A 13024-nucleotide genomic window follows, 5' to 3' on the forward strand; every position below is an offset into this window, starting at 1 on the left:
AACCGGGCCCGGCCCCGAAGCGACGCTGCCCCTACCGGGCGGCGCCCCCGGTCAGTCGTCCCTACCTTCTTGATCGGGATGATCAAGGCCACTTGTAGGGTCTGGAGGCCCAGAGACGCCGGGTATGGCTTTCGTAGGGTTGCCCGCGATGGTTCAGCCAACCTGGCCGCCCGGTGTCTCACGACGGCCTGACTGCTGATTAGGAGACGCGAGTACCTCGTCGTACATCGCTGAGTAGGACCACGCTGGCAAGGTCGTCCGGAAGGGACGCGGCGCGACAGCACCCGTTTGCCCTCCGCGTCCAGGACCACGCAATGGTGGTGCGTCTTGCCGATGTCCGTACCCGCCCAGATCTGGGCCAAGCCGCGGCCGCACTACTTGCCGGCGAAGCACAGCGACCTCATGACGAAGCGCGTGGATCTCGGCGTTGTTCGCGGCGGTCGACCGGCCCAGCAAAAGAAGACAGCCCAGGAGCCGACAGAAGATCAAGTAGAGCAGTCGCAGACCCACAATCAATGATCATTCCCATACATGGACGATCACAAAGCCCCAGGTCAACGACCGTACGGCAATAAAGACACCCTTCAGGCATGTCGCGCTCGGGCTGGGCGCGCACCACTGCACCGGCCATGCGCTGGCCGACATCGAACTGAACGTCGCCTACACCACGCTGTTCCGCCGCCTGCCCGATCTGCGGCTCGCCGTCGACTTCGCGAAGGTGCCGTTCAAGTTCGACGAAAACCTCGTCGGCGTGCACGCGTTGCCGGTCACCTGGGGCTCGGGAGCGAAACACCGGGATTAGACAAGCAGCGTGCCCAGGGTGACCAGCCGATGACGACGCAAAGCGCACGGCAGCTGCCGTGCGTGAGCGGAGAGCACGGCACGATCGGCCCACGAGAGCCGCGGGCGCTCGACCTGCCGACGCAGCACAGCGACCTCATGGCGGAGAGCGAGGATCTCGACGTTGTTCGCGGCGGTCGATCAGCCCAGCAAGAGGAGGCAGCCCAGTAGTCGGCAGAAGATCAGGTAGACCAGTCGCAGACCCACGATCAACGATCGTGCCCATACTTGGGCGATCACAAAACCCCAGGTCAACCACCCTATGGCAATAAAGACACCGTTCAGGCCGCGAACAGCGTCTCATCAGCGGTGTTCGCTGTTCCGCCACCCTGCGGCCGTGCCCGTTGCTGCGGGATCAGCGGCTCGGCGATCTCCCACAAGCCGTCCGGTACGATCCAGCTCCACGTTCCCCGCCCCATGCCGGATCAACGTCCGCCTCACCGCGTAGGACATGGTCTTACCAGCCGTTCATCAGTGGGGCCTCGCTCACGCGAGGCCCCACGACGGGATCAGACGGTGAGGACGAGCTTGCCCTGGAGGTGACCGGCGTCGAGCAGCCGGTGCGCGTCGGCGACGCGCTCGAACGGGAACGTCTCCTGCACGTGGACCCGGAGCCTGCCCTGTTCGATGAGTTCGACGAGACCTCGCAGGGCGACCGGATCGGGGTCGACCGCAATGCCGCTGAAGCGCATACCGGCCGCCTCGTACTTGGCGGCGAGCTCCGAATCCTCCTCGGCAACCGCCGTCACCAGGTGACCGCCTGGGCGGAGCACGTCGAGCGACCGCTCGACGGTGTCGCCGCCGATCGTGTCGAGCACGACGTCGATGTCGCGGACCGCCTCGGTGAAGTCGACCGCCGTGTAGTCGATCACCTCGTCGGCGCCAAACCCCTCGACGAACTTCCGCTTGCTCCCGCCGGCGGTCGCGATCACATGCGCGCCGAGCGCTTTCGCGATCTGGATCGCAACGTGGCCGACCCCGCCACCACCACCGTGGACCAGGACGCGGTCGCCCTCGCTCACGCCGCCGAGGTCGACGAGGCCCTGCCACGCCGTCAGCCCGACGACCGGCAGCGCCGACGCCTCGACGTGCGAGAGCGACGCCGGCTTGCGTGCCAGGTGCAACGCCGGCGCCGACACGACCTCGGCGTACGCGCTCGCCGCCCGCGGGAACAGCGGCATCCCGAACACCTCGTCGCCGGGCCTGAACCGCCACGTCCCCGGCGCCTCCTCGACCACGCCGCTGATGTCCCAGCCGAGGATGAACGGCGGATGGCCGATCAGCGGGAACTCGCCGGCGCGCAGGCGCGCCTCCAGCGGGTTCAGCCCGATCGCCTTGACGCGGACGAGAACCTCGGTCGGGAGGGGCCGGGGCTCGGGCGCGTCCACGATGGTGAGCACCTCGGGACCGCCGAGCGTCTGCTGGGTGATGACTCGCATGACTCTCCTGGCTTTGGAGGGGGAGAGAACCCAGGCTAGGTTTCCGATAGGAACCAGCAGGTACCTTTGGCGCAGGTACCTTTGGCGCCATGAGCGGTTTCGGTCCCGGTGATCCCTTTCTCGCCGACTGTCCGGCGCGTCTGGCGGTCGAGCTGATCGCCGACAAGTGGACGGTGGTCGTGCTCTACGGCCTCAGCGAGGGCCCGGTGCGCCATGGCGAGCTGATCGAGCTGATCGGCGGCATCTCCCGCAAGATGCTCACCCAGACGCTCCGACGGCTCGAGGCGCACGGACTCATCCGCCGCCACGCCTACGCCGAGGCGCCGCCCCGCGTCGAGTACGAGCTCACCCCGCTCGGGGCGACGCTGATCGATCCGATCCACATGCTGACCGAGTGGGCGAGGGTGAACGGCGACGCAGTGCTCGATGCGCTCGACGCCGATCCCGAGCCGGTCGCCCATAGCGACTGAGGCCCCCGCCAGGGCACTGAGTATCCTCTTGGCCGCCACTCGGTATCGGCCCGGCCGCGCTCGGTCTGCAGGCTCTCGATGCGTTGGACGATCTGCCACATCGGGGTGGTGGTCCTGGCCACGACCACGAGCGTCTCACCGGTCTCACCCCAAGTGCGGCGCACGAGGTCAAGCGCGTGGTCCACGGCGGACGCGACATCTCCGTCGGCGCCCGAACGCAGCCAGGTGCGCAGTCCGTAGTTGTGCGCGGCGAGGACGCTCACGGCGATGGGTACCGCCACACGACAGCCTTCTTTAGGCCGTGTCCTACGTGGTGAGGCGGACGTTGATCCGGTATGGGGCGGGGAACGTGGAGCTGGATCGTACCGGACGGCTTGTGGGACCCGATGAGACGCTGTTCGCGGCCATCATCTACGTACTGGTCAGCGGGTGCGCCTGGCGGGCCCTGCCGCCGTGCTTCGGCGTCTCGAAGTCAACCGCCCACCGCCGGTTTCTGATCTGGTCCAGAGCTGGTGGTGGGACCCGTACGTGACCGCCAAGTGCCCAGCATGATCAGTCCTCGTGCTGGTACGACTTGTCTACCTGATCGTCACGCGAATCTTCGCGTGGCTGTTCCTGGTGACTCGATCCTCTGCGGCCAAGAATGCGGAGATACTGATCCTGCGGCACGAGCTCGCGGTTCTGCGTCGGCAGGTCGCCTCGCCCAAGCCCGGCTGGCCGGACCGTGCACTGCTCGCCGCCCTGGCCCGACTGCTCCCCCACACCATCAGCCTCCAGCGCCTCTACGCGCTATTCGTCATGGAGGTACGCACCCACACCGTCCACATCCTCGGCGTCACCGCCCACCCAACCGCCGCCTGGGCCGCCCAGCAGGCCCGGCAGTTTCTGAGGCAACTCGGAGATCGAGCCTCGGAATTCACTCACCTCATCCGCGACCGGGACGCGAAATTCACCGCCGCTTGCGATGCCGTGATGCGCTCGGCGGCGCCGAGTATGGCCACTCATCCCGATCCCCTGCCGAACTCCGAGACCGTGAGCAGCGAATCCCTGGTGGACCGCAAGGGATACAGCGAGCGCTTCCTGGGACCGACCGTACCGCTGCCCTTGCCCCGCCGACCCAGGCACCGAGACGGTGATCCTCCCTGATCACTTCGGCGTGACGACCCTGGGGCCCTCACGCCGTACTGGTCCGTCCGTGACGGCACGCTCCGCAGCGTGTCCGCACCGCCCGAACAGCCATGCCCGGTGGTACCAGTAGCCGCCGGTGTGCGGGGTGATGTGGTGGTGGGTGGCGAGCCACACCTGTGTCCGGTGCCCGGCCACCAGATCGTCCGGGGCGCCGGCGCCGCCCATGCGGGTGGGCACCCACCCGGGGTCGACCGCGTGGCTGGAGGTTCCCTCCCACCAGGAGGCGAGCGCCAGGGCGAGGGTGGACCCACAGCTTGCAGGAGATGAGGGCGCGGCGGGTGGCCGGGACCAGCTCCCGGACACCCGCCGCACACGCCCTCGGATCGGCCTGCCCCGCGTGCACGGGCGGGGAGGCAGGTGTCAGAGGGTGAGGAGGACCTTGGTGGCGCGTCGCTCGTCCATGGCCTTGTAGCCTTCGGCGGCCTGCTCCAGGGGCAGGGTGAGGTCGAAGACCTTGCCGGGGTCGATCTTGCGGTCCCAGATGAGCTGGATCAGCTCGGGCAGGAACCGGCGGACGGGGGCTGGGCCTCCTTCCATGTGGATGCCGGCGAGGAACAGCTCGAAGCCGGGGATGTGGACGTCGTAGTTGACGCCGACGAAGCCCATGTGGCCGCCGGGGCGGGTGGCGCCGATCGCCTGCATGGTCGACTCGTGGGTGCCGACGGCCTCGACGACCGAGTGCGCGCCCAGCCCGCCCGTGAGCTCCTTGATCTTTGCCACGCCCGCCTCGCCGCGCTCTTCAACGATGTCGGTGGCGCCGTAGTAGCGGGCCAGCTTCTGCCGCTGGGGGTGGCGGGACATCGCGATGATCCGCTCGGCGCCGAGCTGCTTGGCGGCCAGGATCGCCATCAGGCCGACCGCGCCGTCGCCGACGACCGCGACGGTCTTGCCGGGGCCGGCTTCGGCGGCGACGGCGCCGTACCAGCCGGTGCCGAGCACGTCGGAGGCGGCCAGCAGCGAGGGGATCAGCTCGGGGTCGGGCTGTCCCGGGGTGGCCACGAGGGTGCCGTCCGCGTACGGGATGCGCGCCTTCTCGGCCTGGGTTCCTATCGTCCCTGCCACGAACTCGCGGTGCACGCAGCCGGACTGGTAGCCCGCCTGGCAGATCTCGCAGGTGTTGTCGGAGATGACGAATGACCCGACGATGAAGTCGCCGACCTTGACGGTCTTCACCTCGGAGCCGACCTCTTCCACGACGCCGATGTACTCGTGGCCCATGGCCGTGTGGTCTGCGGGCTCGATCCCACGGTACGGCCAGAGGTCGGAGCCGCAGATGCAGGTCGCGGTCAGGCGGACGATCGCGTCGGTGGGCTCGATGATCTTCGGGTCCTCGCGGTCCTCGACCCGGACGTCGCCGGCCGTGTGCATCACTACTCCACGCATGGTGGTTCTCCTTGTTTCGTGTTCCTGCCGCCTCGGGCGCCGGTGTGTGATCAGGAAGCATGGCTTCCTGCGGCATGGGCGGAAATGCTCCGCTGTGGCGTCATGGCAACGCCTGCGTCCTGGCCGCCGCCGGTGCCCTAGCCGAGGGCTGGCTTGATGCGGCGGCGCTGGACGAGTGCAATGGTGATCGTGGGGATGAGGGTCAGCGCGGCGACGGCGGCACCGACCGTGGCGGGACCGGCGGCCTGGAGGGTGGAGTCAAGGGCTAGCCCGGCGATCCACGAACCGGCCGCGGTGCCGAGGTTGAACGCCGACACGGTCAGAGCGGAGCCCAGCGTGGGGGCCCGGCCCGCGAAGCGGACGCCCAAGGCGATCAGGACCGGGGTACCGGTGAACCCGAAGAGCCCGAGCAGGGCGACCAGCACCACCGTGGGCACGGCGAAGCCCGACAGCAGGCCGAGCGCCGGCAGGACCACCGTGGCTGACGCCGCCGCCATGATCGTTGTTGCGTACGGGCGGATGTCGCCCAGACGGCCGCCGACGAGGAAGCCCGCCAGGGCACCGGCGCCGAATCCGACGAGCACCAGCGGCACAAGCCCGGCGGCGATGCCCGCCCGGTCGGTCAGCAGCGGGGCGATGTAGGTGTACGTGCCCAGCACGCCGGCGTTCGTGGTGGCGCAGGCCGCCAGCACCAGCCAGAGCCGGCCGGACCGCAGCGCGGACAGCTCGGACCGGATCGACACCGCCTGCCCGCCGCGGGTCTCATCCGGGACCCAGCGGATGATCAGCGCCACCGCGCCTGCTCCGAGACTCGCCAGGGCCCAGAAGGGTCCGCGCCAGCCCATCAGCTGTCCGGCGAACGCGCCGAGCGGAACGCCGACGACGTTGGCGAGCATGGCGCCGGAACCGACCACCCCCACGGCGCGCGAGCTCGCGGCCGGGCCGGCGGCGCGGGTGGCCACCACGTTGGCCACCGCCCAGAACGCCCCGGTCGCCAGCGCGGTGAGGAACCGCGCCGCGAGCAGCAGCCCGAAGCTGTCACCGACCGCGGCGATCACGTGCCCCGCGGCGAAGACACCCAAGGCCAGCACCAGCGTCCACCGGGCGGGCAGCCGCAGCGTCAGCATCGACATCAGCGGCGCGCCGACGATCATCCCGACCGCGAACACCGTGATCGCCAGCCCTGCCCGGGCCACGCTCACCTCAAGGTCACCCGCGATCTCCGGCAGCAGACCCGCCACCACGAACTCGCTCGTGCCCATCAGGAACGTGCCCAGGGCCAGCACATAGACGACGAAGGGAAGCCGGCACGACGAAGACGGTGGATCTTCGACGCGTACGGCGCCGGGGGCGTGGAGGGTCGCTCCTCGCATCGTGATGCTCCAAGAGTCGTGACTGCGGGGTGTGGATTCCAGAGAACTGGCATCCGCGCAGGTCAGGAAGGTCCCGTTTATAGGGGGGACAAGCTCCACCTCCCTTCCTGACGCACCGCGCCTACCGTGGAGGACATGGACAAGCGACCCGACAACCGCTCCGACATCCGGGACTTCCTCGCCGGCCGACGCGCCAGGATCACCCCGGAGCAGGCCGGGCTGCCCACCAGCGGCCGACGCCGCGTCCCCGGCCTGCGGCGCGAGGAAGTCGCCGTCCTCGCCGGAGTCAGCACCGAGTGGTACACACGGCTGGAGAAAGGCAACATCAACGGCGTCTCCGAAGACGTCCTCGACGCCGTCGCCCGCGCACTCCACCTCGACGAGGACGAACGCACCTACCTCTTCGACCTCGCCCGAGCCGCCCAACCGCCCAGCCGCACACCCCGCCGCCGCAAAGCCGTCGACGTCCCGCCCCGCGTCCAGTGGCTGCTCGACTCCATGACCCTGTCCGCAGCCCTCGTCACCAACGGCCGCCTCGACATCGTCGCCACCAACGCACTCGCCCGCGCCCTCTTCTCGCCCATGTTCGACAGCCAGACCGTGGACGACCGCGGCCGCCCCAGCTTCGCCCGCTACTACTTCCTCGACCCCGGCTCACACCACTTCGTCGCCGACTGGGACCAGGCCGCCACCACTACCGCCGCCCTGCTACGCGCCGAAGCCGGCCGCTACCCGAACGACAAGGCCCTGCGCGAACTCATCGGAGAGCTGTCCACCGTGAGCACGGAGTTCCGCACCCGATGGGCCGCCCACGATGTCCGCATCCACCACGGCGGCGTCAAAGCCTTCCACCACCCCGCCGCCGGCCCCCTGGAACTCACCTACCAGCCGCTGGACCTGCCCCTCTCCTCTCGCGAGGCCCACTCCCTGACCATCTACTCCGCCGAACCCGGCTCCCCCGACGAAGACCGACTCAAGCTCCTCGCCAGCCTGGCAGCCACCCCCGCCAGCCCCCGGACATCACCCGCCACCCGCGCCGGCCGCCACGACAGGACGGCCGATACCAGCGACTCGCCCCAGTGACGCCGGGCACGCCAGCCTGCCCGTAGAGTCACCGCGGCAGACCTGACGTGGACTGGGCGGGATGCCAGTCTCAGGGCGGGCGTGGAGGCGGGAGGACGTAGGCGTGGGGGATCTGGGACGTGAAGAGGGACGAAGCGCGTACGCGGTGGACGTTCACGCCGCCAGAGAGCATCGGTCCGCTCCGGCTTGGAATGAGCCCGGCCGAGGTTGCCGCCGCGCTCAATGACCCCCGTTCCCAGATCGACGGGTTCCCTCCAGGGCAGGAGAACTTCTCCGACGTGGGCGTGAGCGTGTACTACGCCTCCGGGAAGCTGGCGTGCGTCGCCGTCGACGCGCGGGTCGGCCCGCAGATCGTCCTGGCGGGCGTTGCGCTGACCGGACGGGTCCCCTCGGAGACGGAGGCATGGCTCTGCGGCTACGTCGAGGAGCACGGGCTGGACCTGCGGTACACCCACGAGGGCACCCCGGGTTCAGCAGAACTCGGCCTCCTCCTCCGCGTGCAGCGGGCGGGCGACATCCTGCTTACCCGACCGCTCGTCCTGCTGGGCGAGTGGTTGGAGAACTCGTGGGACTGCCTGCCCAGCTCGGAGTGGATGTCCCACTGAGTCCGGCCGGGCGGCGACCCCGGCTTGAGGTCACGAGAATGAGCGCCGCAGGTTCGGCTGGGTCAGGGAGCAATGTCGGGGTCGATACCCTGATCACCTGGGCCGCGATCACCCTCATGACCAGGCGCCTGGCCCGGAAAGGCGCCACCCCCAGCTGGCCGAGGAAACCGGCACCGGCCGGCTGAGTCCTACCCGGCGGACTCCGGTCCATCGGGCCGGACTTGGAGTTGAAGAACATCGCAACGCACACCGGCGCCAAGGATCCGGCAGTTGGTCTTCAGCTCTCGGCTTCGCACAGTGGTTGTGCGTCGCGTGACGTCAGCGCGTCGTACCCGTCGGTGCGATCCGTCTTCCGGCGCCTTCACGTCTGGGAGACTTAAGCGCGGGACAGACCGGCGGGGCCACGATCTCCTGCACTGGCGTGGATGGTCACCCGGGGGCCGCCCGGCGAGAGCGCCGTCAGCCCACGGTGGAAGGCGGACCCCGGCACAGCCGTCCGTGCGCTGGGGACCGCGCTCCGGGCCCTGCACGAGCGGCTGCCCGTGACCGACTGCCCCTTCAGCTGGCCGGTCGACCACCGCTTGGACGTCGCCCGGCGCGCGGGCATCGAGGTGCCCGCAGACCTACCCGAGGCGCCTGAAGGGTGTCTTTATTGCCGTATGGTGGTTGACCTGGAGCTTTGCGATCGCCCACGTGTGGGCGTGATCAGTGATCGTGGGTCTGCGACTGCTTTACCTGATCTTCTGTCGACTACTGGGCTGCTTCCTGTTGCTGGGCCGCTCGACCGCCGCGAACAACGCCGAGATCCTTGCCCTTCGTCACGAGGTCGCCGTGCTTCGCCGACAGGTCCAGCGGCCGCGGCTCTCATGGGCTGATCGTGCCGTGCTCTCCGCTCGCGCACGGCATCTGCCACCCGTCTTACGTCGCCATCGACTGGTCACCCCGGGCACACTGCTGACCTGGCACCGCCGTCTGGTGCGCTGGAAGTGGCGCCAAGCACCGGTCAGACCCGGTCGTCCACCATTGCCGGAAGAGACGGTCGCGCTCATCCAGCGCCTGGCGAGAGAGAACCCGACCTGGGGGTACGTCAGGATCCAAGGTGAGTTGCGTCGGCTTGGTCATCGGGTCGCCGCTGCGACTATCCGACGCGTTCTGCGCCGCTCCGGTCTACCGCCCGCACCGCAGCGCGCATCCCAGCAGACCTGGGGTTCCTTCCTCCGTTCACAGGCCCACACCTGCTGGCTTGCGATTTCATGCACGTGGAGACCGTCTTCCTCAGACGTCTGTATGTCTTCTTCGTCATGGAGATCGCCACCCGGCGCGTTCACGTCCTGGGTGTCACCGCCCACCCGACCGGCGCATGGGTCACCCAGCTCGCCCGCAACCTGCTGATGGATCTCGAGGAGAGGGCTGAGTGCTTCCGGTTCCTCATCCGGGACCGGGACAGTAAGTTCACCACCGCGTTCGACGCCGTCTTCGCCAGCAACGGCACAGCCGTCATCCCGACCCCGCCGCAAAACCCCCGTTCAAACGCAGTCGCCGAACGATGGATACGCACAGCCCGAGCCGAATGCACCGACCGCCTCCTCATCACCGGCGAACGACACCTGCGCATGGTCCTTACCACGTACGCGGAGCACTACAACGGGAAATGAGCACAGTTAGCACCCTCCCACTGATTCCGGTGTACACGTCATCCAGGACTTCAGATGGGGCTTGCCGCATCATACGAGTCGGATCTGCCGGATAAAGGACTGTGGCGTGAAACGTATTCATCATGCGGGCCATCATGATCAGACGACCGGAAACTTGAGCAAGGCTATATGGACTAGGAATGCCATCGCCTCGAAGAGAGCGGTCGCGACTGATCATCTTTTCCAGAAACGCCTCATAGATGAGCCCCCGACGTTCATCCAACGTGCCGGAGCTATAAACATCCATCTCCCCCACGCCGGAATATGCCATAGCGGCCACCCCCATCATGAGGGGCGTCGTGAGCAGGCGGGCGAGCTCTGGATCTGCTGCGGCAGCAGCTCGCAGTCCCTGCAACCTGGTCCCCGCCGCGTCAAGGAAAGCATGTACCACCCGAACAGGAATGGACTGGACGGTTACCGCCCCGTTAACAGTCAACCGCTCAGTAAGGCGATCGTAATCTGCGGCTCGACATGATACGGCAATTCCGCACTGAGGGTATCCGTCAACAGAAAGGAACCTGTTGATCTGGGCAACACACTCCTCATGGCGTTCTGGGTTCACCTCATCCAGAGCGTCGAGGATCAAGTAGATGCCAGCTTGAGATAATAGCGTACCCGTCGCATCGGGCGATACTCGGTAGCGCCGCTGGGCCTCCTCTATGATCCAATCTTTCATGGTCTCACCGCGCCAGTTGGTCAGCAGCAAGAACACGGGAACAGGGGCGCCTTCATCTGCCTGCGCCTCATCGATCAACGCTGCTGCCAATTCCAGCATATGCACCGTCTTACGTGCACCCGGCGAACCCAGAACCAGTAGCTGCCGACCGTGCTGCTCAAAAACATCTCGCATCTTAGTTCCTTGCGGCAGCGAGGTATCCGAAGCTGAGGTGAGCCGTCGAGAACCCCACGGGTCGTGGACCGCTGCTGGCGAATCCTCAAGACCGAGTTCAATCCGGACGGCGTCCTCCCATCGATGGTCAATGTCTCGGGTCCATGCGTGGTGCACGCGGTGCAGGAGGGCGGACCGGACACGTTCAAGGTGCTCTGGACTGATCTCAGGCTGCGAGAGGGGCGCCTGTGAACGAAGGTACCGGATATAAATGAAAAGTGCGGCCAGAATTAAGGTGACACCAGCTCCCACTGCCAGATTACGAGGCTTTTCACCGAAAACAGCCTTGTAGATATCCGGTAGGAGTCCAGCTCCAATCTCTGCAGCCAGAAAAAGCACAAACGCGGTGAGTAGCCCCCCTGCGATCCAGGTCCTGTCGCGCTGCCTCGGTCGTCCAGGTTCCAGAATTCATGCCCCCGCCGTACTGTCGCGTCGGCCCCACAGGATAGCAACACACACCTAAGGTCTAGAGGTCTCTCTCGGCTCATCCCGGGTTCTTAGTCGGCGCAGGCTGTCCTCGGACCAGCGAAGAAGCAAGCTTCAAGCAGTCACTGGGTTGTCTGGGGAAGCAACGGCACTGCCGAACAAACGGGCTCTGCCTTGGTGGCAGGGGCTGTTGCATGATCGCCATCTGTCCGGAAGACCGGGCTGGTCCGGAGTCGGGGTGGACGTCCCGGTTCGGGCAGGGGTCGAACGCAGTGCAGGCACGGTCTCGGTGATCATGTGAGTGTCGAAGTCCCATGAACACTTGGCGAGTCCGTGCCTGCTCCTGCATCTTCCCCCATGCTCACCGCGCTGGGCCAACTGGCCCAGACTTCCGCGCCGGCCCCACTGACGGACGCGGTCTGCCTGTCCGGCTTCCTGGACCTGGTCCCCGACCCACGCGGCGTCCGGGGCCGTCGCTATCGGCTGACCGCGCTGGTGGCCGCCGCTGCGGCGAGCGTCCTGGCCGGCGCCCGCTCACTCACCGCGATCACGGAATGGATCACGGACGCCCCATCCTGGGCCTGCCGGGCCCTCGGCTTCCCCGTCGACCCGCTGACCGGCACGGTGTCCGTTCCGCACCCCCACACCGTGCGCCGTCTTCTCGTCCAGCTCGACGGCGACGCCCTGGACCAAGCGATTGGAGCCTTCCTCACCGCCCGCGCCACTCCCTCGCCCGCCGGACTGCGGGCGATCGCCGTCGACGGCAAGGCCCTGCGCGGCTCGCGCACCGCCACGACCCCGCACGTCAGACTGCTCGCCGCGATGGACCACACCGGCCACGTCCTCGCCCAGCGGCAGGTCGCCGACAAGAGCAACGAGATCCCCGCCTTCAAGCCCCTGCTGGACACCATCGACCTGACCGACACGGTCATCACCGCCGACGCCCTGCACACCCAGCACGCCCACGGCGCCTACCTCCGTGAACGCGGCGCCCACTACATCGCCCATGTCAAGGCCAACCACCCCGGCCTGTTCGACCGCGTCCGCCACCTGCCCTGGCGGGAGATCACGCTCGACCACCACGAGCGCACCCGTGCCCACCACCGCACGGAGATCCGGCGTCTGAAGACCACCGCCTTCGCCCACCTCGACTACCCCGACGCCCGCCAGGCCTCCAAGTCGTCCGCTGGAGAAAGGACTTCACCACCGGCAAACTCACCATCGAACGGGTCTACCTGATCACCAGCCTGCCGCCCGGCGTGGCGACCGACGTCCAGCTCGCCGCCTGGATCAGAGGACATTGGAAGATCGAAAATCTTCTGCACCACGTCCGCGACCGAACGTTCCGCGAGGACGACTCCAAGATCCATATCGGCCGTCTCCCGCGTACCATGGCCAGCCTGCGCAACCTCGCCATCGGCGTCCACCGCCAGGGCGATCACACCAACATCGCCGCCGCCCTACGCCACACCGCCCGCGACTGCCGCAGACCCCTGACCGCCCTCGGCCTCACCGGATGAACCCGGACAGAAAGCGATCATGCAAGGGACCCTGGCCCCTACCCCGTCGCGATCACGCCCCGCACACGAAGAGGCCCCTGCTCATCGAACAGAGACTCCCTTTGCCGCAACGCA

General features: G+C 67.7%; 13 protein-coding genes and 4 pseudogenes. 9 read left to right on the plus strand and 8 right to left on the minus strand.

Translation table 11 applies throughout. The features are described 5' to 3' along the window. Positions 1-251: 251 nt before the first annotated feature. From ACZ4WQ_RS13780 to ACZ4WQ_RS13795, 4 genes and pseudogenes are all read right to left on the minus strand, one after another. Positions 252-362 (minus strand): annotated as a pseudogene (locus ACZ4WQ_RS13780) (IS110 family transposase); the annotation flags it as partial. Between the two features lie 38 nt (positions 363-400). Further along, positions 401-757, minus strand: coding sequence for a hypothetical protein (locus ACZ4WQ_RS13785; RefSeq protein ID WP_385346868.1), 357 nt, complete (start codon positions 755-757; stop codon positions 401-403). Positions 758-1124: 367 nt separating this feature from the next. Further along, positions 1125-1259, minus strand: a pseudogene (locus ACZ4WQ_RS13790) (IS5/IS1182 family transposase); the annotation flags it as partial. Between the two features lie 90 nt (positions 1260-1349). Next, the gene (locus tag ACZ4WQ_RS13795) at positions 1350-2279 is read right to left on the minus strand and encodes an NADP-dependent oxidoreductase (RefSeq protein ID WP_385346870.1); all 930 of its coding nucleotides are present in this window, start codon (positions 2277-2279) and stop codon (positions 1350-1352) included. 89 nt (positions 2280-2368) lie between these two features. Here ACZ4WQ_RS13795 and ACZ4WQ_RS13800 point away from each other — a divergent pair, with 89 nt between their 5' ends. The 3 genes and pseudogenes from ACZ4WQ_RS13800 to ACZ4WQ_RS13810 all read left to right on the plus strand — a co-directional run bounded on the left by ACZ4WQ_RS13800 (position 2369) and on the right by ACZ4WQ_RS13810 (position 3895). Continuing rightward, positions 2369-2749, plus strand: coding sequence for a winged helix-turn-helix transcriptional regulator (locus tag ACZ4WQ_RS13800; RefSeq protein ID WP_385346872.1), 381 nt, complete (start codon positions 2369-2371; stop codon positions 2747-2749). A gap of 335 nt (positions 2750-3084) precedes the next feature. Then, positions 3085-3263: pseudogene (locus ACZ4WQ_RS13805) on the plus strand (transposase); the annotation flags it as partial. 47 nt (positions 3264-3310) lie between these two features. Further along, positions 3311-3895, plus strand: coding sequence for a hypothetical protein (locus ACZ4WQ_RS13810; RefSeq protein WP_468022204.1), 585 nt, complete (start codon positions 3311-3313; stop codon positions 3893-3895). Here ACZ4WQ_RS13810 and ACZ4WQ_RS13815 read toward each other — a convergent pair whose 3' ends face one another. The 3 genes from ACZ4WQ_RS13815 to ACZ4WQ_RS13825 all read right to left on the minus strand — a co-directional run bounded on the left by ACZ4WQ_RS13815 (position 3896) and on the right by ACZ4WQ_RS13825 (position 6693). After that, positions 3896-4114, minus strand: a complete 219-nt coding sequence (locus ACZ4WQ_RS13815; RefSeq protein WP_385346876.1) for a hypothetical protein — start codon at positions 4112-4114, stop codon at positions 3896-3898. It abuts the gene before it with no gap. Between the two features lie 183 nt (positions 4115-4297). Continuing rightward, positions 4298-5320 carry a zinc-dependent alcohol dehydrogenase family protein gene (locus ACZ4WQ_RS13820; RefSeq protein ID WP_385346878.1) on the minus strand — a complete coding sequence of 341 codons (1023 nt, stop codon included), beginning with the start codon at positions 5318-5320 and terminating at the stop codon, positions 4298-4300. A 137-nt stretch (positions 5321-5457) separates the two neighbouring features. Beyond that, a complete protein-coding gene (locus ACZ4WQ_RS13825) occupies positions 5458-6693 on the minus strand; it encodes an MFS transporter (RefSeq protein WP_385346880.1) in 1236 nt (411 codons plus the stop codon). Between the two features lie 135 nt (positions 6694-6828). Here ACZ4WQ_RS13825 and ACZ4WQ_RS13830 point away from each other — a divergent pair, with 135 nt between their 5' ends. The 4 genes and pseudogenes from ACZ4WQ_RS13830 to ACZ4WQ_RS13845 all read left to right on the plus strand — a co-directional run bounded on the left by ACZ4WQ_RS13830 (position 6829) and on the right by ACZ4WQ_RS13845 (position 10036). Next, the gene (locus tag ACZ4WQ_RS13830) at positions 6829-7776 is read left to right on the plus strand and encodes a helix-turn-helix domain-containing protein (protein WP_385346882.1); all 948 of its coding nucleotides are present in this window, start codon (positions 6829-6831) and stop codon (positions 7774-7776) included. A gap of 191 nt (positions 7777-7967) precedes the next feature. Then, positions 7968-8381 (plus strand): hypothetical protein, encoded by a 414-nt coding sequence (locus tag ACZ4WQ_RS13835; protein ID WP_398372118.1) that lies wholly within the window; start codon positions 7968-7970, stop codon positions 8379-8381. A gap of 975 nt (positions 8382-9356) precedes the next feature. Next, positions 9357-9491: pseudogene (locus ACZ4WQ_RS13840) on the plus strand (integrase); the annotation flags it as partial. Positions 9492-9634: 143 nt separating this feature from the next. Beyond that, the gene (locus ACZ4WQ_RS13845) at positions 9635-10036 is read left to right on the plus strand and encodes an integrase core domain-containing protein (RefSeq protein WP_398372116.1); all 402 of its coding nucleotides are present in this window, start codon (positions 9635-9637) and stop codon (positions 10034-10036) included. Here ACZ4WQ_RS13845 and ACZ4WQ_RS13850 read toward each other — a convergent pair. Next, positions 10002-11303 (minus strand): NACHT domain-containing protein, encoded by a 1302-nt coding sequence (locus ACZ4WQ_RS13850; RefSeq protein WP_468022205.1) that lies wholly within the window; start codon positions 11301-11303, stop codon positions 10002-10004. The genes ACZ4WQ_RS13845 and ACZ4WQ_RS13850 overlap by 35 nt on opposite strands. 444 nt (positions 11304-11747) lie before the next feature. On the opposite strand from ACZ4WQ_RS13850, the gene ACZ4WQ_RS13855 reads away from it, so the two are divergent. Further along, positions 11748-12629 (plus strand): ISAs1 family transposase, encoded by an 882-nt coding sequence (locus ACZ4WQ_RS13855; RefSeq protein ID WP_398372112.1) that lies wholly within the window; start codon positions 11748-11750, stop codon positions 12627-12629. A gap of 20 nt (positions 12630-12649) precedes the next feature. After that, entirely contained in the window at positions 12650-12910 is a 261-nt protein-coding gene (locus ACZ4WQ_RS13860) for a hypothetical protein (RefSeq protein ID WP_385346890.1), read from the plus strand. The last annotated feature ends 114 nt before the right edge of the window (positions 12911-13024 follow it).

The sequence above is a fragment of the Streptomyces sp. NPDC028305 genome (genome assembly GCF_055569495.1).